Here is a 24,095-nt window from a genome sequence, read left to right on the forward strand (position 1 = left end):
CGGCGCAGGGATCAAGCCTGACCGCCCGGAGCCGGTCACCCTCGCCCCCAGCCCAAACAGCAACCACCCACCAACAGCAACCAGCCCGAACAGCAACCACCCACCAACAGCAAGGAGTGGAGCTAGACGCGGAACCCCGCAGCCCGGGCCGCCCGCCGCTCCCGCCGTCGTTCGCCACGCCGGCGCAGGAACCAGAAGAGGAACACGACGAAGCCGAGCAGGAACGCCAGCACCAGCACCGGCAGCAGGAGCGCCACCGCCGACATGACCACGCTCGTCGCGTCCTCGGCGGTGCTGGCCACCGGCGCGCCGAAGCCCGCGGTGGTCGCGTTGACGACCGGGCGGGCCGCCGCCTTGAGCAGGTGCACGCCGAGCGCGATCAGTACGCCGACCACGACCGGCACCCACTGGTGCGAGGAGAAGAAGGTGTCCGGGTCGCTGACCGTGACGGTCTGCGAACTGGAGCCGGCGCCGAAGGCCAGGCCCCCGGCGGTCGGCCGGACCACCGTCTGCACCACGTCGTTGACGTGGTCGACCACCGGCACCTTGTCGGCGACCACCTCGATGGTGAGCAGCACGGCGAGGATCAGGACGACCCAGCCGTTGCCGAGCCACTGCCAGCCGCTGGGCAGGTCGACGAGGTCGGTGTAGCGCGCCAGTAGACCCATGAGCAGCAGGGGGATGTAGGCGTTCAGGCCGGCCGACGCGGCGAGACCGGAACCGGTGAGGACTTCGAGCACGATCTCAATATCGCACCGGTACGCCAGTGGCGCTCGCCGGCGAGCGCCCGCTGCTCCGCTACCCTCGTCGGGTGCGGTTGGTGATTGCGAAGTGCTCGGTGGACTATGTCGGACGGCTCTCGGCGCACCTGCCGCCGGCCACCCGGCTGCTCATGGTGAAGGCGGACGGCTCGGTGTCGATCCACGCGGACGACCGGGCGTACAAGCCGTTGAACTGGATGAGCCCGCCGTGCCGGCTGGAGGAGGCCCCCGGCGTGTGGCGGGTGGTCAACAAGGCCGGCGAGGAGCTGCGGATCACCCTTGAGGAGATCTTCCAGGACACGTCGTACGAGTTGGGTGTCGACCCGGGCCTGCGCAAGGACGGCGTCGAGGCGCACCTCCAGGAGTTGCTGGCGGCCAACCCGGAGACCCTCGGCGAGGGCTACACGCTGATCCGCCGCGAGTACATGACGGCGATCGGCCCTGTCGACCTGCTCTGCCGGGACGCTCAGCAGGGCACCGTCGCCGTGGAGGTGAAGCGGCGCGGCGAGATCGACGGTGTCGAGCAGCTCACCCGCTACCTGGAACTGCTGAACCGGGACCCCCTGCTGGCCCCGGTGGCCGGGGTCTTCGCCGCGCAGGAGATCAAGCCGCAGGCCCGGGTGCTCGCCACCGACCGGGGCATCCGCTGCGTGGTGGTCGACTACGACAAGCTGCGCGGCATCGAGCGGGACGAGCTGACCCTGTTCTGAGCCGCACCGCCGGCCGAGGAGCCGGCGGGGGAGTCAGCGCCGGCCGTACATCAGCTTGGCGGCCTTGATCAGGCGGGCGACGTCCGCCGGGCTGCGCTCGAAGGTCATCGCCGGCAGCAGCGAGCGGGCCCGGCGACGGGTGATGGCCTTGGCCCGGCCGAACTCGCGCAGCCCGTCCTCGCCGTGGATGCGGCCGAAGCCGGAGTCGCCGACCCCGCCGAAGGGGAGGGTCGACATCCCGGCGAAGGTGAGCGTGGAGTTGATCGACGCCATCCCGGAACGCAGCCGCCGGGCGACCGCCACGGCCCGCTTCCGGCCGAAGACCGCACCCCCCAGGCCGTACGGGAGGGCGTTGGCCCGCTCGACGGCCTCGTCCACGTCGCGTACCCGGTTGACGGTGAGCGTCGGGCCGAAGGTCTCCTCGCGGACGGCGGCCGACTCCTCGGGGACGTCCACCAGCACGGTCGGGTGGACGTACGGCGGCTGGACCGCGTCGGGGCCGCCGAGCACCGCCCGGCCGCCGTGCGCGAGGGCGTCGTCGATGTGCCGGCGGATGATGTCGAGCTGCGACGGCATGGTGATCGGGCCGAGGTCGGCGCCGTCCGGGCCGACGGTGAGCCGGCCGGCCCTGCTGACCACCTTGTCGACGAAGGCGTCGAAGACCTGGTCGACCGCGTAGACGCGCTCGATGCCGATGCAGGTCTGGCCGGCGTTGGTCAGCGCGCCCCAGACGCACGCCTCGGCGGCCGCGTCCAGGTCGGCGTCGGCGTCGACGATCATCGCGTCCTTGCCGCCGGCCTCCAGCAGCACCGGGGTGAGGGTCTCGGCGCAGGCGGCCATCACCTTCCGGGCGGTGGCGGTGGAGCCGGTGAAGGCCACCTTGGCCACGCCGGAGCGGCACAGCGCCGCGCCCACGTCGCCGAGGCCGTGCACCGCGGTGAGGACCGCCTGCTCCGGCACCACCTCGGCGAAGCGGTCCACCAGCCACTGACCGACGGCCGGGGTGTACTCGCTGGGCTTGAACACCACCGCGTTCCCGGCGGCCAGGGCGTAGGCGGCGGACCCGATCGGGGTGAAGACGGGGTAGTTCCACGGGCCGATGACGCCGACCACGCCGTACGGCTGGTACTCGAGGTGGCCGGTGAACTCGGCGAGGATCAGCCGGGAGCGGACCCGCCGTGGGCCGAGCACCCGCCGGGCGTTGCGGGCGGCCCAGTCGATGTGCTCCAGCGCGGTCAGGATCTCGACCGCGGCGTCGCCGACCGGCTTGCCACCCTCGGCGTGCGCCAGCTCGGCCAGCTCCTCCATCCGTCGGGCGATCCGGCTGCGCCAGCGCAGCAGCCGTTCCCGTCGGCCGGTGAAGCCGAGCCCGGCCCACCAGTCGCCGGCGCCGCGGGCCCGCTCGACCGTGTCCCGCACGTCCGACCCGGTCGCCACCGGGAGCCGCCCGACCTCGGCGCCGGTGGCCGGACTGGTGGAAACCAGTCGACCATCCTCGATGACCGGGACTCCGGGGACATGCACAGCCGTCATGGTCGGAGTCTAGACCCGGCCGTTACTCGCCGGTAGGTCGGCGTAGCCCGTAATCTGCCCTGGTCGCGCCCCTCGCCGGTCTGCCGAATCGACGGAGATGGCCGGCGACCGCACCGGCGACGCCCGCCCTGAGCGGCGAACGGGAGTTGACCGGCCGGAGTCGCGCCGGTGAACGGGCGATGGTGGGAGCGATTACCGTGTGCTGGCAGGCTGACGCCGCGGGGCGACATGGAGGGCGACTGTCGATGGAGGAGCATCCGGAGCTGATGCCGCTGCTGACGGTGTCGGGCGGGGCGATGCGCGGGCTCAGCTTCCGGGTCGGTCGCGACCCGCAGGTGATCGGTCGCGCGCCGACCGCCGACATCGTGCTGGCCGACCCGCACCTGAGCCGGCGGCACGCCACCGTCCAGTTGACCGCCGACGGCACCTGGCTGACCGACCTCGGCTCGACCAATGGCAGTTGGCTCAACGACGAGCGCGTCACCGGCAGCGTTCAGCTGACCGACGGGGACGTGATCCGGCTCGGCCGCACCGACCTGCGCTACTTCGACCCGGGCGTGGCCCGGACCGATCCGGTCGGGATGAGCTTCGGCCTGCCGCGGCGGGACCACCGGCCCACCCTGCCGCTGCCCGTCCCGCCGACACCACGCGAGGCCGTGGAGGCAGGCGGTGGCGTCTGGGAAGTGTCGGTCGAGGCCCACCGCTGACCCGGGCGCGCCGGTCCCGGGCCGGCGTTCCGGATGCCGGGCATCCGGCGTGACGGAGGGTGGGCGGCCACATCGGCCGGCGGTCCGGGGTGGCGGCCGGACACATGGACGGGCCCTGCCCGACGGTGGAAGCATGCGCGAATGCGCAGCGAGCGGCACACCGTCCAGGCCAACGGCATCACCCAGTCGGTACGGGTGGCCGGCCCGCCGGACGGGGCGCCGGTGCTGCTCGTGCACGGCAACGTCTCGTCGTCCGCGTTCTGGGAACCGCTGCTGCGCCGCCTCCCGGAGACGCTCCGCGTGATCGCCCCCGACCTGCGCGGGTACGGCGACAGCGAGATCGCCCCGGTCGACGCGACCCGGGGCCTCGGCGACTTCGCCGACGACGTGGCCGCCCTGCTCGACGTCCCCGGGCTGTTCGCCCCCGGCGCGCGGCCGGTGGTGGTCGCCCACTCACTCGGCGGCGGCGTGGCGATGCGGGTGCTGGTCGACCACCCCGACCGGGTGGCCGGCCTGCTGCTGGAGGCGCCGGTCTCCCCGTACGGGTTCGGCGGCACCAAGGATCTCGACGGCGCGCCGACCACACCGGACTTCGCCGGCACCGGCGGCGGCACCGCCAACGCCGACTTCGTGGCCCGGCTCGCCGCCCAGGACCGGGGCGCGGACGGTCCGACCAGCCCGCGGAACGTGCTGCGCACGGCGTACGTGGCCGATCCGGCGTCGCTCGGCGAGGACGAGGAGCTGCTGCTCGACAGCATGCTCACCACCGCCACCGGGGACGACAACTACCCGGGCACCTCGGTCGTCTCGCCCCACTGGCCGGGCACGGCGGCGGGGGAGCGCGGGGTGCTCAACGCGCTGGCGCCCGTGTGGTTCCGGATCGCCGACGAACTGGTCGCCGTCCCGGCCAAACCGCCGGTGACCTGGGTACGCGGCGACGCCGACGTGATCGTCTCGGACACCTCGCTGTTCGACCTCGCGTACCTCGGGCAGCTCGGGATGGTGCCGGGCTGGCCGGGGGCGGCGGACTGCCCGCCGCAGCCGATGGTCGGCCAGACCCGGGCCGTGCTGGACCGGTACGCGGCGGCCGGTGGGACGTACCGGGAGGTGGTGCTGCCCGGCTGCGGCCACAGCCCGCACCTGGAACGGCCGGCGGAGTTCGTCGCGGAGCTGCTCGCGCTGGTCGGGGCGCCCGCGGCCGCGGTCTGACCGGGTCGGCCGGCCCGCCGGGCGCGGAGGCGGAGAGTGACGGACGTCGTGAAATACCCCACGGTGTCTCGACAACCCAGCGTCACGTGGCAGACTCCGGCGCATAACCTTAGCGGCCGTTCATGCCAGGCCGTGCGGAGCGGACAGGGGAGGCCGGTCGTGGCGCGCGAGTTCACCAGTGTGGGCGTGGTGGGTCTGGGCACCATGGGTGCCGGCATCGTCGAGGTGTTCGCCCGCAACGGCGTCGACGTGGTGGCCGTGGAGATCTCCGAGGCCGCCCTGGAGCGCGGCCAAGCCACTCTCACCGGCTCCACCGACCGGGCCGTGGCCAAGGGCAAGCTCGCGGAGGCCGACCGGGACGCCCTGCTCGGCCGGGTGAACTTCCAGGTCGGGCTCGACGCCCTGCACTCGGTGGACCTGGTGATCGAGGCCGTCCCCGAGCACCTGGACCTGAAGCAGCGGATCTTCGCCGAGCTGGATCGGGTCTGCAAGCCCGAGGCCATCCTGGCCACCAACACCTCCTCGCTGAGCGTCACCGAGATCTCCGTCGCCACCACCCGGCCCAACCAGGTCATCGGCATCCACTTCTTCAACCCGGCCCCGGTGATGAAGCTGGTCGAGGTGGTCCGCACGGTGGTCACCTCCGCCGACGTGGTGGCCGACGTGGAGGCGCTCTGCGCTCGGCTCGGCAAGGTCGACGTGACCATCAACGACCGGGCCGGCTTCATCGCCAACGCGCTGCTCTTCGGCTACCTCAACCACGCGGTGGGCATGTTCGAGGCGCGGTACGCCAGCCGCGAGGACATCGACGCCGCGATGAAGCTCGGCTGCGGCCTGCCGATGGGCCCGCTCGCGCTGATGGACCTGATCGGCCTGGACACCGCGTACGAGATCCTGGACACCATGTACCGGCGCGGCGGCCGGGACCGTCGGCACGCCCCGGTGCCGCTGATCAAGCAGATGGTCACCGCCGGGCTGCTCGGCCGGAAGTCCGGGCGCGGTTTCTACACCTACGAGCGGCCGGGCTCGCCGAAGGTCGTACCGGACGAGCAGACGCCGGTGGCGACGGAGGCCGCGCTCGCCGACGGCGCGCGGGCCATCGCCAAGGTCGGCGTGGTCGGGTCCGGGACCATGGCCACCGGCATCATCGAGGTCTTCGCCAGGGCCGGGTACGAGGTCGTCTCGGTCACCCGGGGCGCGGAGAAGTCCGCGAAGGTCTGCGAGGCGGTCAAGACCTCCCTCAACAAGGGCGTGGTGCGGGGCAAGCTGAGCGAGGCCGATCGGGACGCCGCGCTGGGCCGGGTCACCTGGTCCGCCACCCTCGAGCACCTCGCCGACGTCGACCTGGTGGTCGAGGCGGTGGTCGAGGAGTTGAGCGTCAAGAAGGCCCTCTTCGCCAGTCTCGACGAGATCTGCAAGCCGGGCGTGGTGCTCGCCACCACCACCTCGTCGCTGCCGGTGATCGACATGGCCATGGCCACCCAGCGTCCGGCCGACGTGATCGGCCTGCACTTCTTCAACCCGGCTCCGGTCATGCCGCTGGTGGAGATCGTGCGGACCATCCGCACCTCGGCGGAGACCACTGCCACCGCCCGCGCGGTCTGCGCGGCGCTCGGCAAGACCGGCGTGGTCTGCGGCGACCGGTCCGGCTTCATCGTCAACGCGCTGCTCTTCCCGTACCTGAACGACGCGGTGAAGATGCTGGAGGCCAGCTACTCGACCGCCGACGACATCGACCACGCGATGAAGCTCGGCTGCGGCTATCCGATGGGCCCGTTCGAGCTGCTCGACGTGGTCGGCCTGGACGTCGCGCTGGCCATCCAGCGGGAGCTCTACCTGGAACTGCGGGAACCCGGCTTCGCGCCGGCGCCGCTGCTGGAGCACCTGGTCACGGCCGGCTATCTGGGCCGCAAGAGCGGCCGCGGCTTCCGCGACCACACCAACCGCTGATCCGGGTCAACACCGTACGCCGGTGACGGCGTCTTGAGGGTGTGACCTTCGAGGAGTACGTCGGCAGCCGGGGCCCGGCCCTGTTACGCCTGGCCCGGCTGCTGACCGGCGACGCGCACCGCGCCGAGGACCTGACCCAGGACGTCCTGGCCCGGGCGTACGTGCACTGGCGGAAGATCGCCCGGGCCGACCGGCCCGACGTCTACGTGCGCCGGATGCTGGTGAATGCCAACGCCTCCTGGTGGCGCCGGCGGTCCAGCCGGGAACTGGCCGTGGACAGCTTCGCCGAACAGGCCCACCACGGCGACCTCGACGACGAGGCGGCCGCCCGGGACGAGATGTGGCGGCTGATCCGGGCGCTGCCCGACCGCCAGCGCGCCGTGCTGGTGCTGCGCTACTACGAGGACCTGGACGACGCGACGATCGCCCAGATCCTCGACTGCTCACCGGTCACCGTCCGTACCCACGCGATGCGGGCGCTCGCCCACCTGCGGGAGCGCTGCGGCGCCCCGACGACAAACGGGAGCCGGCCGTGACCGACCTGGACCAGCGGATCGCCTCGGTGCTGCGGGAGCGCGCCGAGGGGGAGATCGACACCGACCGGCTGCTGGACCGGTCCCGAGCCGTGGGCCGCCGTCGGCGGGTGCGCCGGCGCGCCGCCACGGGCACCACGCTGGCCCTGGTCGGGGTGCTCGGCTTCGCGGCGATGGCCGGACCGGACCTGCCCGGCCTGCCGGGACGGCTGCCCTGGACGGCCGCCACCCCGGCCGTCGCCGTGCCGGTGCCACCGCCGGTCGACGGAGCGCCGGGCGCGGCCCAGCGACCCGAACTGGTGGGAACTGACCCGCAGACGCTGCACTTCGGGGTCGACCCGGCGAAGGCCCGGCAGGTCACCTGGCGTAGCGGCCGGGGGGTCGAGGGGAGCCGGCTCGACCTGGGCGGCGGCCGGCAGGTCGCCCTTGACCTGTCCACCGACGTCGTCGCGGTGGAGGAGTCGGTGCACGAGGGGATGACCTATCCGGACCGGCCCGCCACCGCCGCCGACTTCGACGGGCGGATCCGGCGGGTGCCGCCGTCCGGGCCGGGCGGCCAGCCGGGCTGGTTCCTTCGGTGGCAGCCGGTGCCAGGGCTTTTCGCCCGGGTGCACACCGTCGGTGCTGACGACCGTGCCCTGCGCGAGGCGGTCGCTGCGGTGCGGCTGGACGAAGCGCACAAGTGTGCGTCCCCGCTACGCCTGACCACGCTGCCGCCGGACGCCCGGCTGGCCAGTTGTGAGGTCAGCGTCATCGGCTTTCCGGACTCGCTGGACCTGTTGCTGACCGTCAACCGCCCGGAAGACCAGCGGCTGGACGTGCGGCTGGAGTACCGCAGCCGGATCTCCGGCAGCCGCTCGGAGGGAAACCGCACGATCGGAAGCCGGGCTGCCTATCTCTATCCCCAGGGCGGCGAGTTGGAACTGCTCGGCATCCCCAAGGCACACCTGACGGTCCGTTTCGGCTGGCCGAACCAAGGGTTCACGGAGGCCGACGCGACGACCGTGTTGGCCGGGGCGCAGGTGGCGAAGGACCTGAGCGACCCGGAGACCTGGGATTGAACGGGGGCATATCGGCCGGACCGCCCGTCCCGGGCCGGTCCGGCCGGCGGACCGTACGCTTGATGACCGTGAGCCCCCGTCGCAACCGTCCCCGTCGGGACGAGACCGCCCACCTGGACGCCGAACGGGCCCGGCAGGGCGTGCCGACGGTCCAGCAGTGGCGCGACGGCGACTGGCAGGTACGCGGGATCAGCGGCGGGGCGTCCGTCAAGACGTACCGCTGCCCCGGCTGCGACCAGGAGATCCGCCCCGGGGTGGCGCACGTGGTGGCCTGGCCGGCCGACGGCCGGGGCGACCTCACCGACCGGCGGCACTGGCACAGCGGCTGCTGGCGGGCGCGGGACCGGCGCGGGCCGAACCTCCAGCGCGGGCGCGGCGCCCCCTGGTACGGCTGAGCGATCTGGATCACCCTGTTTCCGCCCCGGCGGGCGGCGCCGGGAACGGCGATGGAGACTGGGATGGTGAGCACACCGATCCGTGCGTCGTCGATCCTGCCCGGGCACCGGGAGGACATCGAGCTGCACACCGCCGACGGGCTGACGCTGGTCGGTGAGCTGGCCCGGCCGCTGGACCGGGCACCGGCCGGCACGCTGGTCTGCCTGCACCCGCTGCCCACGCACGGCGGGATGATGGACAGCCACGTGTTCCGCAAGGCGGCCTGGCGGCTGCCCGCCCTGGCCGACCTGGCCGTGCTCCGGTTCAACACCCGGGGCACCAGCAGCGTCCGGGGCACCAGCGAGGGCACCTTCGACGCCGCCGTCGGCGAGCGGTTCGACGTCGCCGCCGCCATCGAGTACGCCGAGTTCCAGGAGCTGCCGAACATCTGGCTGGTCGGCTGGTCGTTCGGCACCGACCTGGCGCTGAAGTACGGCTGCGATCCGGCGGTGGCCGGGGCGATCCTGCTCTCCCCGCCGCTGCGCTTCTCGGAGGCCACGGACCTGGCCGTGTGGGCGGAGTCGGGCAAGCCGCTCACCGCCCTGGTGCCCGAGTTCGACGACTACCTCCGCCCGGACGAGGCCCGGCAGCGCTTCGCCGCCGTGCCGCAGGCCGAGGTGGTCGGGGTGCCCGGCGCCAAGCACCTGTGGGTCGGCGACGCGGAGACCGCGCTCGACGAGATCGTCCGGCGGGTCAACCCGGCCGTGCCGGTGCCGCTGCCGACCACCTGGGACGGGCCGATGGAGACCGGCGACGTCAGCGCGTACGCCGATCGGACGGTGGCCGCCTTCGCCGACACCCCGGTGCCGGGCCCGCAGCAGCGGTCGGCGGGCTGAACCCTCAGCGGGACTCCTGCCGGGGCAGCACCACCTCGCGGAGGATCAGCTGCAGGGCGGCCACGGTCGGGATGGCGATCAGCGCCCCGACCACGCCCAGCAGCGACACCCCGAGGAGCGCGGCCAGCAACGCCGCCACCTCGTTGACGGAGACCGCCCGGCGCATGATCTTCGGGTAGATCAGGTAGTTCTCCACCTGCTGATAGACCAGGAAGAAGACCAGGCACGCGATCCCCACCGGCAGATCGGTGGCGAAGCCGACCAGGGACACCACCACCGCGCCCAACGTCGCCCCGATCTGCGGGATCAGGTCGGTCACCGCGACCACCACGGCCAGCGCGAAGGGGTACGGCAACCCGACCGCCAGCGCGAAGACGAAGGAGCTGACGCCGGCCAGCACCGCGATGGCCAGCGCCCCCACCATGTACGCGCCGACCCGGGCGAGGATCTCGTCGCCGATGAGCTGGACCCGCGTCCGGCGGGAGCGCGGCACCAGCGCGTACCCGAGGTTGCGCAGCTTGTCGAAGTAGGCCAGGAAGTAGATCGTCAGCACCAGCACGGTCAGCACCCGGAACAGGGTGCCGAAGATCAGCTGGGCGCCGCCCAGCACGCCGCCGAGGGCACGGCCGATGGTGTCCGCGTTGGCCGCCGCCCGGACCCGTTCCATCACGTCGTACCGCTCGACGAGATCGTTGACCGTGGGGTTGCGGCGCAGTTCCTCCACGTAGCCGGGGAGGTGCGCGATGAACTGGCCGGACTGGGTCACCACCGGGGGCACCAGCGCCAGCAGGCCGCCGACGATCAGCAGCAGCAGGGCCAGCGTCACCACCGTCACCGCCAGGCCGTGCGGCAGCCCCCAGCGGCGCAGCCGGACCACCGCCGGGTGCAGGCCGACGGCGAGGAAGATCGCGATGACCACCAGCACCAGGATGCCGGCGGCGTTGCGGAGGCCCAGGAAGACCGCGTACGCCAGCAGCACGCCGAGCGCCCCGGTGAAGCCGACCAGGAAGGGGCTGCGACGCAGCGGCTTCCCCGGTACGCCGAACCGCCCGCTCGGCTCGAACTCGGTCGGCTCGATCGGCTCCTCGACGGCGGGCTGTCCGTCGACGATGGGCTGCCCGTCGGCGGCGGGCTGTCCGCCCCCGCCGGCCGCGCCCGGTCCGCGGCGCGGCGCGCCCTCGTCCCCCGGTCGCGCGTCGCCCGACGTCCCCTCACGCGTCATCAGGACCTCCCCGGACCCACTTCGGCCCACGCCGGGCCCTTCTGCCGGGAGAGTAGCGAGGTACGGCACGCGCCGGCCATCACGATCCGGCACCTGTGCCAGCGCGCGAGTACCGGCGCCGGATGACGCACGATGACGTGAACCGATTCAGCGGGTCGAATCGTTCACGTCGTCACGTGCGTAGTGCCGGATGGACAGCGGGCCGCCAGCACCGGTCGCGGTGGGATCGGCCGCCGGCTACTCCTTCTCGACGGTGACCGCGCTCGGTTTGGCGCTGCGCTCGTCGGTGGTCGGCTTGGTCGGGCGCTTGCCGCCCTCGCCGGTGCTGGTGATCTTCGTGGGAGTGGCGCGCCGGCCGCCCTCGCCGGGCACGGCGGCCACGGTCGGCTCGCCGTCCACGCCGGCGGTGGCGGTGCCCCCGTCCACCGTGGTCACCGGTTCGGCGACCGGCCGCGCGCTGCCGGCCTCCGCCGCCGGCTCCTTCGCCCCCGCGGCCTCGGTGGCCCCGGCCGGTTCCCTGGCCGCGGCCGGCTTGGCGGCGGCCGGCTCCCCGGCCGCGGCCGGCTTGGCCCCGGCCAATTCCTTGGCCCCGGCCGGTTCCTTGGCCGTGCCCGGGGCTGGCTCGTCGGCGGTGGGAGAGCCGGTACCGGTTGCCGCATCCCTGGCGGCCCCGGCGCCGGAACCGGTGCCCGAACCGGCACCGGGCGTGGCGGCCAACCGGTCCGGGTCGACCGGGGTGGCGGCGAGGCCCGGCAGGCCGGTGTTCGTCGCCAGCCGCAGCTCGGCCAGCTGGCGCTGGAGGTCGTCGGACTCCTGACGGGACTTCCAGGTCTCGGTGCGCAGGTCGGCCAGCTCCTGCTGAGCGTTGGCGATCTCCAGCATCACCTGGGCGAGCTGCTGCCGGCCGGCGGCCACCTCCTGCTGCGTGGCGGCGAGGTGCTGCTGGGTGGTGGCCAGGTGCTGCTGGGTGGTGGCCGCGTACTCCTCGAACTGCCGGCGGGAGGCGGCGACATGCTCGTCGGCCTTGCGGCGCTTGTCGGTGGCCTCCGCCTCCGCGCGGCGCAGCAGCTCGGCCGCCTCCTCCTCGGCCTGCCGGCGCATCGTGAGCGCGTCCTGCTCGGCCGCCTGCCGGACCGCCGCGGCGCCCTGCTCGATCTCGGCGTGCCGGGCGCTGTACGTCTTCTCCAGCTCGTCCTGCCGCCTCTTGTGCTGCTTGTCGAGCTCGTCGCGGCGCTTCGCGTACTCCTGCTCGGCGGCGGCCCGGCGCTGGGCGAACTCCTTCTCGGTCGTCTCCCGCAGGGTGTTGATCTCCTTCTCCACCCCGGCCCGCCAGGCGCCCAGCTCCTGCTGCGTCTGGGCCCGGGACTGCTGGACGTACGCCTCTGTCTCGCTCCGCATCCGCTGGACGTACGCCTCGACCTCGGCCCGGTTGCGCTTGCTGGCCTCGGTGGCCTCGGTGGTGAGTCGGTTCGCCTCGGTCCGGGCCCGGCTCCGGGTCGCCTTCGCCGCCTCCTCCGCGTCGTCGACGATCTTCTTGGCCTCGGCCAGGGCCTTGGCGTGGGTGGCCCGACCGGCCTCGGTCGCGGCCTCGGTGAGGCGCCTGGCCTCCTGCTGGGCCTTGGCGTGCACCTCCTTGGCCGCCTCGCGGAGCTGGGTCGCCTCCTGCTGGGCCTTGGCGAGCGCCTCCTTGGCCGTCTCGCGTAGCCGGCTGGCCTCCTGCTGGGCGCGGCTGTGGATCTCCTTGGCGGTGTCCCGGAGCTGGGTGGCCTCCTGCTGGGCCTTGGCGAGCGCCTCCTGGGCGGTGCGGCGCAGCTTCTCCGCCTCCTCCCGGGCGGACTTGAGGGCACTGTCCGCCTCGGCCTTGCGGGCGGCGGTGTGGCGTTCCTCTTCGGCCCGGCGAGCGGCGAGGGCGATCTCGAAGTCCTTCAGGGCCTGGGCGGACTGCTCGCGGGCCTCCTCGACGATGTGCTCGGCGGCCGCGCGGCGGGCCTCGATCTCCTCGTTGGCGGCGACGAGGATCTCGTCCGCCTGCTCCTCGGCCATGGTGAGGATCTGCTCGACCCGGGGGCCGAGATGCCGGAACGAGGCCCGATCCACCACGCCGCTCTGCTTGCGCAGCTGGGCGAGGTCGCGTTGCAGCACCTCCACCTGGCCGGCCAGCTTGTGGATCTGGGTGTACGCCTGCTCCCGCTCGGCGGCCAGCGCCGTGATCTCGTGCTCCGCGCGGGCGACGTACCGGTCGACCTGTCGTTTGTCGTATCCCCGCAGAGCGGACTCGAAGCTGGGCTCCGTGGCCACGTCCCCGCCGAGAGCGAACAGTTCCTCGCCGTGCGACATGCCCCCATCCTCACACGCATCCGGCTCTGCTGGGGCGATACGGACGCCCCTGTTGGGACCTACTTCACGGAGGTGGCGAAACGGGCGGGAGAGCATGACGGCGCGGGGCGACGCCGGTTACCCGGTGTCACCCCGCGCCGTGGCTCATGCCCCGTTGCGGGTGGTGGTCACTTCGCCGACTCGGCGCCGACCTTCCCCTCGGCGCTGTCGGCCTTGGCCGCCTCCGACTTGCCGCCCGCCGGCACGCCCGGCACGATGCCGGCGAGACCGGAGAGCATCTGCCCGAGCTGGGCCGTGACGGCCTCCTTCTGCCGGGTGAGGTCCTCGACCTCGCGGCGGGCCGCCTGGGTGGTCAGATCCGCCTCGGTGCGCGCCTCGTTCAGCAGGCGCTGCGCCTCGGCCTTCGCCTCGTTGAGGGTCTTGTCGGCCAGCGCCTTCGCCTTGTCGACCGTCTCGTTGGCGGTGCGCTCGGACTCGACCCGGCGCGCCTCGGCCCGCTGCTCGATCTCCTTGGCCCGCTCATGGGCCGTCCGGGCCCGCTGCTCCGCCTCGCTGACCAGCTTCTGGGTCTGCGCGACCTGGGCGGCGTGCCGCTCCGACTCCTCGCGCTCGGCCTTCTCCCGCCGCTCGGCGAGCTGGAGCTCCAGCGCCTGGAGGTCCTTGTCGCGCTTGTCACGGGCGTCGGTCAGCAGCTTGGTCGCCTCGGCGCGCTTCTCCTCGGCCTCCCGGGCGGCCTTCGCCCGCTGCTGGGTGATCTCCCGCTCGGCGGTGGCTCGCAGGGTGGCGACCTCACGCTCGACGGTGGACTTCAGCTCGGCCACCTCGTGCGCGGTGACCGTACGCAGCTGCTTGGTCTCCCGATCGGCGTCGGCGCGCAGGGTGTCGGCCTCGCGGCGGGCCTGCACCCGGACCTCGGCGGCCTCCCGCTCGGCGGCGGTCCGGACGCTGCCGGCCTCCCGCTCGGCGGTGGCCTTCATGGCGGCCGCCTCGGCGCGCGCCTTGTCGGTGATCTCCCGCGCCTCCAGCCGGGCGGCGGAGAGGATGCCCTCCGACTCGCGCTTGGCCTCGTTGCGGTGGTCGTTGGCCTGCTCCTCGGCCAGCCGCAGGATCTGCTCGACGCGGGTGCCCAGGCCGGAGAGGGTCGGCCGGCTGTTCTCCTCGAGCTGCTTGTTCATCTCGGCGAGCTTCTGCTCCAGCGCGCTCTGGCGCTGCTCGGCCTGGCGGAGCCGACGCTGGGCGTCGTTCATCCGCTGCTCGGCCTCGGCCCGGGCCTGCTCGGACTGGCTCAGCGCGGCGCTCAGCCGGCCGATGAAGTCATCGACCTGATTGGTGTTGTAGCCACGCAGGCCGACGGTGAAATCTGGCTGCGAGTTCGCGTTGTCGAAGAACGCAAGAGGGGAGGACTGCTGCTGGGGCATTGGGACATACTGGCAGACGCCCCAGGGTGCTTCGCAAGAGCGGTGCGCAGCTTTCGCGTCCTCTTTACATGGTCATCTTCGGACCCGGGGCGGAGTCGGGACGGACGGCGATCTTGGCAGCTCCCAGGCCGCGCCGGGCCGGGCGCGGGAAGGCCGGAAAAAGCCCGCGCGAGCCCGCGCCGCGGCCTTTGTCAGGTGTCAATCAAAAGGTGTCCCGGAAGCGGAAAAGGTGAATGCCTGCTCGCCCCCACGGCCGGCCGGGGATCGGCCGGACGGGGCGGCGTGCGGCTCGGCGGGCCGCGGGGTCAGTGACCGCGGAACCGGTTGATGGCGGTGTCGTGCCGGGCGCGCAGCTCCGGGTCGCGGACGCCGAGCCCGTCGGCCGGGGCGAGGCAGCGCACCCCGACCTTGCCCTGGTGCGCGTTGCGGTGCACCTCGTACGCGGCCTGGCCGGTCTGTGCCAACGGGTAGGTCTTCGACACGGTCGGGTGGACCTTGCCGAGCGCGACGAGCCGGTTGGCCTGCCACGCCTCGTGATAGTTGGCGAAGTGGCTGCCGACGATCCGCTTGAGGTGCATCCAGAGGTAGCGGTTGTCGTACTGGTGCTGGTAACCGCTGGTGGAGGCGCAGGTGACGATGGTGCCGCCGCGCTTGGCGACGTAGACGCTGGCGCCGAAGGTCTCCCGGCCGGGGTGCTCGAAGACGATGTCCGGGTCCTCGCCGCCGGTCAGCTCGCGGATCCGCTCGCCGAAGCGGCGCCACTCGTCCGGGTCCTGCGTCTCCTCGTCCTTCCAGAAGCGGAACCCCTCCGCGGCCCGGTCGATGACCAGCTCGGCACCCATCCGCCGGCACAGCTCCGCCTTCTCGGGCGAGGAGACCACGCAGACCGGAATCGCGCCGCCGCCCAGCGCCATCTGGGTGGCGTAGCTGCCCAGGCCGCCGGAGGCGCCCCAGATCAGCACCACGTCGCCCTGCTTCATGTTCGCCCCGTGGTGGGACACCAGCTGCCGGTACGCGGTGGAGTTGACCAGGCCCGGGCTGGCCGCCTCCTCCCAGCTCAGGTGGCGCGGCTTCGGCATGAGCTGATTGGCCTTGACCACGGCCAGCTCGGCCAGGCCGCCGAAGTTGGTCTCGAAGCCCCAGATCCGCTGCTGCGGGTCGAGCATGGTGTCGTCGTGGCCGGCCGCGTCCTCCAGCTCCACCGAGAGGCAGTGGGCCACCACCTCGTCGCCGGCCTTCCACCGGGTCACCCCGGGCCCGGTCCGCAGCACCACACCGGCCGCGTCCGACCCCACCACGTGGTACGGCAGGTCGTGCCGGCGGGCCTGCTCGGAGACCCGGCCGTAGCGCTGGAGGAACCTGAAGGTCGGCAGCGGCTCGAAGATGCTGGTCCAGACGGTGTTGTAGTTGATCGCGCTGGCCATCACCGCGACCAGCGCCTCGCCCGGGCCGAGCTCGGGGGTGGGCACCTCCTGCAGGTGCAGCGCCTTGCGCGGGTCCTTGTCCCGGGTGGCCATGCCGTCGAACATCCGGGTGTCCTCGGCGCGGACGACCACGCCCCGGTAGCTCTCCGGTACCGGCAGGCCGGCCAGGCCGGCGAGTTCCCGTTCGGGCTGCGCGGAGCCCTCCGCCGCCATGATCGCATCGAGGATGTCCTGCACGGTGACCTCCCGTTCGTCCGCACCCGCACCGGGGCAGGGGTGCTGCCATCGTCGGCGTCGGTGTGACGGGACCGCCATGTCGGCAATCGACACATCCGGTGCCGGTCACGCTCCTGTCGGCCGGACGTTACTGAACGGTAGCTAGGGTCGGAAGCCCCTTGTGAAAAATTGCATCCGCCGATGCGTGGAGGTGTCCGCGGGACCCTCGAACCGCGCATCGCCGCGCCCGAGGGGTTAAGGAGGGGCCCCTTGTTAACAGACGGGTGTTAACAAGGGGCCCCTCCTTACCGAGCGGTGGCCGGCTCGACCAGTTCGACCAGGACGCCGCCGGCGTCCTTCGGGTGGACGAAGTTGATCCGGGAGTCGGCGGTGCCCCGCTTCGGGGTCTCGTAGAGCAGCCGTACGCCCCGCTCGCGCAGCGCCGCGCAGGCCGCGTCGATGTCGGTCACCGTGTACGCGACCTGCTGCACGCCCGGCCCGTTGCGGTCCAGGAACTTCGCGATCGTCGACTCGGGGGACAGTGGGGCGAGCAGTTGCACGCAGCCGCCCTCGGTGGTCGGCCCGACCGCCAGCATCGCCTCGCGTACGCCCTGCTCGGTGTTGGTCTCGGTGTGCACGCAGCGCATCCCGAAGGTGCGCTGGTAGAAGTCGATCGCGGCGTCCAGGTCCGCCACGGCGATCCCGACGTGGTCGATGCGGCGCAGGCCGATGTCTGTGACATAGTCGGCAGCGGGCTCGACGGGGGAGTTCTCAGCCATGGCGCTAGTCTGACCGAACAATCGTTAAGGCGTACAGGTCGGCACCCCCCTCGGAGGCAGGCATGGCTTCGGTGATCGTCAGCGGCGCGCGGACCCCGATGGGGCGCCTGCTGGGCAACCTCAAGGATCTCCCGGCGACGAAGCTCGGTGGCATCGCGATCAAGGCGGCGCTGGAGCGCGCCGGCGTGGCCCCCGACCAGGTGCAGTACGTGATCATGGGGCAGGTGCTCCAGGCCGGCACCGGCCAGATCCCGGCCCGCCAGGCGGCGGTCGAGGCGGGCATCCCGATGTCCACCCCGGCGCTGACCATCAACAAGGTCTGCCTCTCCGGCCTGGACGCGATCGCCCTGGCCGACCAGCTCATCCGCGCGGGCGAGTTCGACATCGTGGTGGCCGGCGGCATGGAGTCGATGACCAACGCCCCGCACCTGCTGCTCGGCCAGCGCAGCGGCTACAAGTACGGCGACGTCACGATCAAGGACCACATGGCCCTCGACGGGCTCACCGACGCCTGGGACTGCTGCTCGATGGGCGAGTCGACCGAGCGGCACGGGGCGCGGCACGGCATCACCCGCGCGGAGCAGGACGCCTTCGCCGCGGCCAGCCACCAGCGCGCCGCCGCCGCCCAGAAGAACGGCCACTTCGCCGACGAGATCACCCCGGTGGTCATCCCGCAGCGCAAGGGCGACCCGTTGGTGGTCAGCGAGGACGAGGGCATCCGCCCGGACACCACCGCCGAGTCGCTGGCCAAGCTGCGCCCGGCGTTCACCAAGGACGGCACCATCACCGCCGGCAGCTCCTCGCCGATCTCCGACGGCGCCGCCGCGGTGGTCGTGATGAGCAAGGCCAAGGCCAAGGAGCTGGGGCTGACCTGGCTGGCCGAGGTCGGGGCGCACGGCAACGTGGCCGGCCCGGACAACTCCCTGCACTCGCAGCCGTCCAACGCCATCAACCACGCGCTCAAGAAGGCCGGCCTGAACGTCTCCGACCTCGACCTCATCGAGATCAACGAGGCGTTCGCCGCGGTGGGCATCCAGTCCACCCGGGACCTGGGCGTCAGCCCGGACAAGGTCAACGTCAACGGCGGCGCCATCGCGCTCGGCCACCCGATCGGCATGTCCGGCGCCCGGCTCGTGCTCACCCTGGCACTGGAGCTCAAGCGTCGGGGCGGCGGCACCGGCGCGGCCGCGCTCTGCGGCGGCGGCGGCCAGGGCGACGCGCTGATCATCCACGTGCCGAACGGTGGCGAGAGCTGACGTGAGCAACACCGTCGAGAACGTTCCGGCCGCGGCCACCGGCTCGGTGCGCCGCAGCCGGGACGTACCGATGCTGGTGGAGCGGGCCCGCGCGGGTGACCCCCGCGCGGTGGCCCGCCTGATCACCCTGGTCGAGTCCGGCGACGAGGTGCTGCCGCAGGTCGCGGCGGCCCTCGCGCCGTACGCGGGGCACGCCCAGGTGGTCGGGCTGACCGGGTCGCCGGGGGTGGGCAAGTCGACCACCACCAACGAGCTGGTCCGGGCGCTGCGGGCGCGCGGCCACCGGGTCGGCGTGCTGGCCATCGACCCGTCCAGCCCGTTCACCGGCGGGGCGATCCTCGGCGACCGGGTCCGGATGCAGGACCACGCCACCGACCCCGGCGTCTACATCCGTTCGATGTCCAGCCGGGGCCACCTCGGCGGGCTCTCCGCGGCGACGCCGCAGGCGGTCCGGGTGCTGGAGGGGGCCGGCTGCGACGTGGTGCTGGTGGAGACCGTGGGCGTCGGGCAGGCCGAGGTCGAGGTGGCCTCGCTGGCCGACACCACGCTGGTGCTGCTCGCCCCGGGCATGGGCGACGCCATCCAGGCGGTCAAAGCCGGCATCCTGGAGATCGCCGACGTCTTCGTGGTCAACAAGGCCGACCGGGACGGCGCCGACGCCACCGTCCGCGACATCCAGGGCATGATCGCGCTGGGCGAGCGCGGGCCGGGGGAGTGGCGACCGCAGGTGGTCCGGGCCATCGCCGCGCGCGGCGAGGGGATCGACGACATCGCCGCCGCGATCGACAAGCACCGCGACTGGCTGGAGCGGCACGGCGAGCTGCGCCGCCGACGCGAGGCGCGGGCCGCCGCCGAGGTCGAGGCCATCGCGCTCGGCACCCTCCGGAACCGGATCGGCTCGCTGCGCGACGGTACGCAGCTGCCGACGCTCGCCGCGAAGGTGGCCGAGGGCGCGATCGACCCGTACGCGGCCGCCGCCGAGCTGCTGGAGCAGCTGGGCGCCTGACGGGTCCACTGCGGATCCCGCCCGCCTAGTACGCTCGCACCGCCGCACGGCGGTCGTGGGGCTGGACGAGTGGGCGGGTGGGGCATGGCTGACGAGTCGACTCAGGAGCTGGCGGTGCTGCCGGAGGCGGTGGCGGGCGGTGCGACGCACGTCTCCGACGAGGTGGTGGAGAAGATCGTGGTGGCCGCCGCCCGGTCGGTCCCCGGGGTGGCCGACCTCGGTGGCGACGTGGCGCGCTTCTTCAACGCCGTGCTGGACAAGGTCGGGCTGGACCAGGTCGGCGACGCCCGGCGCGGCTGCTCGGCGCACGTCACCAACGGCGCGGCGGTGGTCAACCTGGTCATCGTGATCGACGGCGGCCGGCCGGTGCCCGAGGTGACGGACGCCGTACGCGCGGCGGTGACCTCGGCGGTCGAGGCGTACGGGCTGCGGGTCGACGAGATCAACATCCGGGTGGACGACGTGGCCCTGGGCGGCCCGGTGGCGCCGTCGGCCTGACCCGGGTTACCGGCCGGTACCCACATCCTTAGCGATCGTTCAGGCATCCGTTCTACACTCGGTCTTCAGTCGAGGACTCGAGGAGGAGCTCCGCGCATGGACGCCGACGAGATCGCCGCCGGTCGGGCCCGCTGGCAGGCCCGCTACGACGCCGCCCGCAAGCGGGACGCGGACTTCACCACGCTCTCCGGGATGACCGTGGACCCGGTGTACGGCCCGCCGGAGGGCGTGCCCCACCCCGGGTTCGAGCGGATCGGCTGGCCGGGCGAGTTCCCGTACACCCGGGGGCTCTACCCGACCGGCTACCGCGGGCGGACCTGGACCATCCGGCAGTTCGCCGGCTTCGGCAACGCCCAGCAGACCAACGAGCGCTACAAGATGATCCTCGGCGCCGGCGGCGGCGGACTCTCCGTCGCCTTCGACATGCCGACCCTGATGGGGCGCGACTCCGACGACCCGCAGTCGCTCGGCGAAGTCGGCCACTGCGGCGTGGCCATCGACTCGGCCGCCGACATGGAGGTGCTCTTCGACGGCATCGGCCTGGCCGGCGTGACCACGTCGATGACCATCTCCGGCCCGGCGGTGCCGGTGTTCTGCATGTACCTGGTCGCCGCCGAGCGGCAGGGCGTCGACCTGTCCCGGCTGGACGGCACGCTCCAGACGGACATCTTCAAGGAGTACATCGCGCAGAAGGAGTGGCTCTTCGACCCCGAGCCGCACCTGCGCCTGATCGGCGACCTGATGGAGTACTGCGCCCGGGAGATCCCGAAGTACAAGCCGCTGTCGGTCTCCGGCTACCACATCCGTGAGGCCGGCGCGACCGCCGCGCAGGAGCTCGCGTACACCCTGGCCGACGGGTTCGGCTACGTCGAGCTGGGGCTCTCCCGCGGGCTGGACGTCAACGTCTTCGCCCCGGGGCTGAGCTTCTTCTTCGACTCCCACGTGGACTTCTTCGAGGAGATCGCCAAGTTCCGCGCCGCCCGCCGGATCTGGGCCCGCTGGCTGCGCGACGTCTACGGCGCCACCAGCGAGAAGGCGCTCTGGCTGAAGTTCCACACCCAGACCGCGGGGGTCTCGCTGACCGCCCAGCAGCCGGTCAACAACGTGGTGCGGACCGCCGTGGAGGCCCTGGCCGCGGTGCTCGGCGGCACCAACTCGCTGCACACCAACGCCCTCGACGAGACCCTGGCCCTGCCCACCGACGAGTCCGCCGAGATCGCCCTGCGTACCCAGCAGGTGCTGATGGAGGAGACCGGGGTGACCAACGTGGCCGACCCGCTCGGCGGCTCCTGGTACGTCGAGGCGCTCACCGACCGGATCGAGGCCGAGGCGGAGGAGATCTTCGCCCGGATCAGGCAACTCGGCGGCGACGGCCCGCACAAGATCGGCCCGATGACCTCGGGCATCCTGCGCGGCATCGAGGACGGCTGGTTCACCGGGCACATCGCCGAGTCGGCCTTCGCCTACCAGCAGGCGCTGGAGAAGGGCGACAAGAAGATCGTCGGCGTCAACTGCCACACCGGCACGGTCGCCAAGGACCTGGAGATCCTGCGCATCTCGCACGAGGTGGAGCTGGAGCAGCGCCGGGTGCTCGCCGAGCGCAAGGCGGCCCGCGACGACGCCACGGTCAAGGCCGCCGTGCAGCGCATGGTCGAGGTCAGCCGGACCGGCGAGAACATGATCCCGGCCATGCTGGACGCGGTCCGCGCCGAGGCCACCCTCGGCGAGATCTGCGACGCGCTGCGTGCCGAGTGGGGCGTCTACCGCGAGCCCGCCCGCTTCTAGCCGCAAGGAAGGGCCCCTTCTTATCGCCAGGCGATAAGAAGGGGCCCTTCCTTGCACTCCGGAGCAGGCGTGACAGTTGCAACTGTCGCCGTCGCGGTTGATCTGAGTTCACCGCGACCCGTGCGAGACTAGATAACCATGAGCGACCCACGGATCACCTCGTCGATCTTCACCCGCGGCGCGGTCGACCTCAGCGCACTGCGCGGCGCCGCATCCACCCCTGCCCCGGTCAAGGCCGGGCCTCCCGCCGGCACCCCCGGCGGCGCGGTCGGTGGGGTCAGCGTCATCGACGTGACAGAGGCGACCTTCCAGTCCGAGGTCCTCGAACGCTCGTTGACCACGCCGGTGGTGGTGGACTTCTGGGCCGAGTGGTGCCAGCCCTGCAAGCAGCTCTCTCCCGTGCTGGAACGGCTGGCCGTGGAGGGCGGCGGCGCGTGGGTGCTGGCCAAGGTGGACGTGGACGCCAACCCGCGGATCGCCCAGATGTTCCGGGTGCAGGGCATCCCGATGGTCTACGCGATCGTCGGCGGGCAGCCGGTCGACGCCTTCTCCGGGGTGGTGCCGGAGGCCCAGCTGCGCCAGTGGATCCAGGCCGTGTTGAAGGCCGGCGGGGTCAGCGTCGCCACACCGGAGGACCCGCGCCTCGCGGAGGCCGACGACGCCCTGATGGGCGGCGACCTCGACGCGGCCGAGCGGGCGTACCGGAAGATCCTGGCCGAGTCCCCGGCGGACCCGGCGGCGGAGGCGGGGCTCGCCCAGGTCGGGCTGGCCCGCCGGGTGGCCGGCGCCGACCCGCAGGCGGCGCTCGACGCGGCGGCGGCCACACCCGACGATGTCGACGCCCAGCTGCTGGCGGCCGACATCGAGGTGCTCAGCGGCCTGGCCGAGCAGGCCTACCAGCGCCTGGTCGCGCTGGTCCGCCGGACCGCCGGCGACGACCGGGAAAAGGTACGCCAGCACCTGGTCGGCCTCTTCACCATCGCCGGCCCGGAGGATCCCGCCGTGGCGTCGGCCCGGCGCGCCCTGGCCAGCGCCCTGTTCTGAGTTCGTAGCACGCCAGCGCGGGCCGGCGTACCGGCCGGCCCGCCCGACCACCGAGGACGGGAGCCCATGATGCGCCGGATCGCCGTCCTCGACGCGCCGACCAACCTCGGGCTGCGCCCGCCCACCGTCACCTCGGTCCCGGGCTGTGCCAAGGCACCCGGCGCCCTGCGCGACCACGGCCTGCTCGCCCGGCTGCGCGCCCGGGACGCCGGCTGCCTCACCCCGCCCCGCTACGACCCGGGCGACTGGCGGCCCGGCGACGGGGTCTGCCATGCCCGGGAGATATCCGCGTACTCGGTGGCGCTGGCCGACCGGATCGGCGCGATCATCGATCGGGGCGAGTTCCCCCTGGTGCTCGGCGGGGACTGCTCGGTGCTGCTCGGCTCGGCGCTGGCCATGCACCGGCTCGGCGAGGCGGTCGGCGGCCGGATCGGGCTGGTCTTCGTGGACGGACACTCCGACTTCCGGCACCCCGGCAACGCCTCCTACGTGGGCGCGGCGGCGGGCGAGGACCTGGCCCTGGTCACCGGCCGGGGGCAGGCGGATCTGGCCGCCATCGAGGGGCGGCGCCCGTACTTCCGGGACATCGACGTGGTGGTGCTCGGAATCCGGTCGCAGGACGAGTACCGGCTCGACCTCCAGGCCGCCGGCATCGTCACCCGACCGGTCCCCGCGTTGCGGGCCGAGGGCGCGGCCCGGACCGCGCAGTGGGCGCACGAGCAGCTGGCGGACTGCGCGGGCTACTGGGTGCACATCGACGTGGACGTGCTCGACCCGGCGGTGATGCCCGCCGTGGACGCGCCCGACCCGGGCGGCATCGCCTTCGCCGAGCTGGAGATCCTGCTCGCCGGGCTGGTGGACACCCCGCACTGTCTCGGTGTCGAGCTGACCGTCTTCGACCCCGACTACGACCCGGACGGGACGTACGCGGCCGAGATCGTCAACACCGTGGTGGCCGGGCTCACCCCGGTCTCCGCACCCGGCGTGCCGCCGCCGCGGCTGCTGCCGCCCGGCCCCGTCGCGTCGCCCGGCCCCGTCGCGTCGCCCGGCCCCGTCGCGTCGCCCGGCCACGGGCGCGCCGCGGAGCGCCGCGTTCCCTCGGCCCCGGTGACCGTTCCGGCTCCCGCGGTCGCAGTCGAGCCCATGGGCCCGTCGGCGACCCCGTCGCAGGCCGTCGAGGGGGCCGCGCCGGCCGCGTCGCCACGGGACCAGGAGCCCCCGCGCTGGCTGCCCGAGGCCGCTGACGGGCCCGAGCCGGTGGGGCCGCCGGCGAGCGTCGGCCCCGGGCTCCTGCGCCGCGTCCCGCGGCCGGGGGAGGAGGCCCCGCCGACGGGGCGCTCCCCGTCGGCGTCCACCGGCATCGCCTGACCGTGCC

At 73.1% G+C, this 24,095-nt stretch carries 20 protein-coding genes and 1 pseudogene; 14 read left to right on the top strand and 7 right to left on the bottom strand.

Annotation, left to right across the window (positions count from 1 at the left end):
• Nucleotides 1-122: 122 nt before the first annotated feature.
• Complete coding sequence (locus ABZ570_RS25550; RefSeq protein ID WP_358068579.1) at nucleotides 123-740, bottom strand: DUF4126 domain-containing protein; 618 nt, start codon at nucleotides 738-740, stop codon at nucleotides 123-125.
• 71 nt (nucleotides 741-811) lie between these two features.
• Between ABZ570_RS25550 and nucS the strand changes: the two genes are divergently transcribed.
• Nucleotides 812-1,471: an endonuclease NucS gene (gene nucS, locus ABZ570_RS25555; RefSeq protein WP_089009818.1), complete on the top strand. Its 660-nt coding sequence runs from the start codon at nucleotides 812-814 to the stop codon at nucleotides 1,469-1,471.
• Between the two features lie 33 nt (nucleotides 1,472-1,504).
• On the opposite strand, the gene ABZ570_RS25560 is transcribed toward nucS, so the two are convergent.
• A complete protein-coding gene (locus ABZ570_RS25560) occupies nucleotides 1,505-3,004 on the bottom strand; it encodes an aldehyde dehydrogenase family protein (RefSeq protein ID WP_358068582.1) in 1,500 nt (499 codons plus the stop codon).
• Nucleotides 3,005-3,249: 245 nt separating this feature from the next.
• Here ABZ570_RS25560 and ABZ570_RS25565 point away from each other — a divergent pair, with 245 nt between their 5' ends.
• The 7 genes from ABZ570_RS25565 (at nucleotide 3,250) to ABZ570_RS25595 (ending at nucleotide 9,735) form a co-directional block, all read left to right on the top strand.
• The gene (locus ABZ570_RS25565; RefSeq protein WP_358068585.1) at nucleotides 3,250-3,711 is read left to right on the top strand and encodes an FHA domain-containing protein; all 462 of its coding nucleotides are present in this window, start codon (nucleotides 3,250-3,252) and stop codon (nucleotides 3,709-3,711) included.
• Between the two features lie 141 nt (nucleotides 3,712-3,852).
• Nucleotides 3,853-4,920 carry an alpha/beta hydrolase gene (locus ABZ570_RS25570; protein ID WP_358068588.1) on the top strand — a complete coding sequence of 356 codons (1,068 nt, stop codon included), beginning with the start codon at nucleotides 3,853-3,855 and terminating at the stop codon, nucleotides 4,918-4,920.
• Between the two features lie 159 nt (nucleotides 4,921-5,079).
• Nucleotides 5,080-6,870: a 3-hydroxybutyryl-CoA dehydrogenase gene (locus tag ABZ570_RS25575; protein WP_358068591.1), complete on the top strand. Its 1,791-nt coding sequence runs from the start codon at nucleotides 5,080-5,082 to the stop codon at nucleotides 6,868-6,870.
• A gap of 41 nt (nucleotides 6,871-6,911) precedes the next feature.
• A complete protein-coding gene (locus ABZ570_RS25580; RefSeq protein ID WP_358068594.1) occupies nucleotides 6,912-7,406 on the top strand; it encodes a SigE family RNA polymerase sigma factor in 495 nt (164 codons plus the stop codon).
• Nucleotides 7,403-8,464, top strand: coding sequence for a hypothetical protein (locus tag ABZ570_RS25585; protein WP_358068597.1), 1,062 nt, complete (start codon nucleotides 7,403-7,405; stop codon nucleotides 8,462-8,464). The genes ABZ570_RS25580 and ABZ570_RS25585 overlap by 4 nt, the downstream gene beginning before the upstream one ends.
• Before the next feature lie 62 nt (nucleotides 8,465-8,526).
• Nucleotides 8,527-8,859 carry a hypothetical protein gene (locus ABZ570_RS25590; RefSeq protein WP_358068600.1) on the top strand — a complete coding sequence of 111 codons (333 nt, stop codon included), beginning with the start codon at nucleotides 8,527-8,529 and terminating at the stop codon, nucleotides 8,857-8,859.
• Nucleotides 8,860-8,925: 66 nt separating this feature from the next.
• Complete coding sequence (locus ABZ570_RS25595) at nucleotides 8,926-9,735, top strand: alpha/beta hydrolase (RefSeq protein ID WP_358068638.1); 810 nt, start codon at nucleotides 8,926-8,928, stop codon at nucleotides 9,733-9,735.
• A 4-nt stretch (nucleotides 9,736-9,739) separates the two neighbouring features.
• Here the strand turns inward: ABZ570_RS25595 and ABZ570_RS25600 are convergent, their stop codons facing one another.
• From ABZ570_RS25600 to mce, 5 genes are all read right to left on the bottom strand, one after another.
• On the bottom strand, nucleotides 9,740-10,957 hold the full coding sequence (locus tag ABZ570_RS25600) for an AI-2E family transporter (RefSeq protein WP_358068603.1): 1,218 nt from the start codon (nucleotides 10,955-10,957) through the stop codon (nucleotides 9,740-9,742).
• A 237-nt stretch (nucleotides 10,958-11,194) separates the two neighbouring features.
• Nucleotides 11,195-13,294 carry a hypothetical protein gene (locus ABZ570_RS25605; protein ID WP_358068606.1) on the bottom strand — a complete coding sequence of 700 codons (2,100 nt, stop codon included), beginning with the start codon at nucleotides 13,292-13,294 and terminating at the stop codon, nucleotides 11,195-11,197.
• Between the two features lie 167 nt (nucleotides 13,295-13,461).
• Complete coding sequence (locus tag ABZ570_RS25610) at nucleotides 13,462-14,712, bottom strand: DivIVA domain-containing protein (protein WP_358068609.1); 1,251 nt, start codon at nucleotides 14,710-14,712, stop codon at nucleotides 13,462-13,464.
• A gap of 305 nt (nucleotides 14,713-15,017) precedes the next feature.
• The gene (gene ccrA, locus ABZ570_RS25615) at nucleotides 15,018-16,373 is read right to left on the bottom strand and encodes a crotonyl-CoA carboxylase/reductase (protein WP_358068612.1); all 1,356 of its coding nucleotides are present in this window, start codon (nucleotides 16,371-16,373) and stop codon (nucleotides 15,018-15,020) included.
• A 284-nt stretch (nucleotides 16,374-16,657) separates the two neighbouring features.
• Complete coding sequence (gene mce / locus ABZ570_RS25620) at nucleotides 16,658-17,131, bottom strand: methylmalonyl-CoA epimerase (protein WP_358068615.1); 474 nt, start codon at nucleotides 17,129-17,131, stop codon at nucleotides 16,658-16,660.
• Between the two features lie 62 nt (nucleotides 17,132-17,193).
• On the opposite strand from mce, the gene ABZ570_RS25625 reads away from it, so the two are divergent.
• From ABZ570_RS25625 to ABZ570_RS25650, 6 genes and pseudogenes are all read left to right on the top strand, one after another.
• Complete coding sequence (locus tag ABZ570_RS25625) at nucleotides 17,194-18,387, top strand: acetyl-CoA C-acetyltransferase (protein WP_358068618.1); 1,194 nt, start codon at nucleotides 17,194-17,196, stop codon at nucleotides 18,385-18,387.
• Nucleotide 18,388: 1 nt separating this feature from the next.
• Entirely contained in the window at nucleotides 18,389-19,393 is a 1,005-nt protein-coding gene (meaB, locus tag ABZ570_RS25630) for a methylmalonyl Co-A mutase-associated GTPase MeaB (protein WP_358068621.1), read from the top strand.
• A gap of 84 nt (nucleotides 19,394-19,477) precedes the next feature.
• The gene (locus ABZ570_RS25635) at nucleotides 19,478-19,891 is read left to right on the top strand and encodes an Asp23/Gls24 family envelope stress response protein (RefSeq protein ID WP_358068624.1); all 414 of its coding nucleotides are present in this window, start codon (nucleotides 19,478-19,480) and stop codon (nucleotides 19,889-19,891) included.
• 96 nt (nucleotides 19,892-19,987) lie between these two features.
• Nucleotides 19,988-21,676: a methylmalonyl-CoA mutase family protein gene (locus ABZ570_RS25640; RefSeq protein WP_358068627.1), complete on the top strand. Its 1,689-nt coding sequence runs from the start codon at nucleotides 19,988-19,990 to the stop codon at nucleotides 21,674-21,676.
• Between the two features lie 138 nt (nucleotides 21,677-21,814).
• Nucleotides 21,815-22,720: a tetratricopeptide repeat protein gene (locus ABZ570_RS25645; RefSeq protein WP_358068629.1), complete on the top strand. Its 906-nt coding sequence runs from the start codon at nucleotides 21,815-21,817 to the stop codon at nucleotides 22,718-22,720.
• A 66-nt stretch (nucleotides 22,721-22,786) separates the two neighbouring features.
• Nucleotides 22,787-23,704: pseudogene (locus tag ABZ570_RS25650) on the top strand (arginase family protein); the annotation flags it as partial.
• Nucleotides 23,705-24,095 lie beyond the last annotated feature (391 nt).

Source organism: Micromonospora sp. NPDC007271, assembly GCF_040634005.1.
Classification (GTDB): domain Bacteria; phylum Actinomycetota; class Actinomycetes; order Mycobacteriales; family Micromonosporaceae; genus Micromonospora.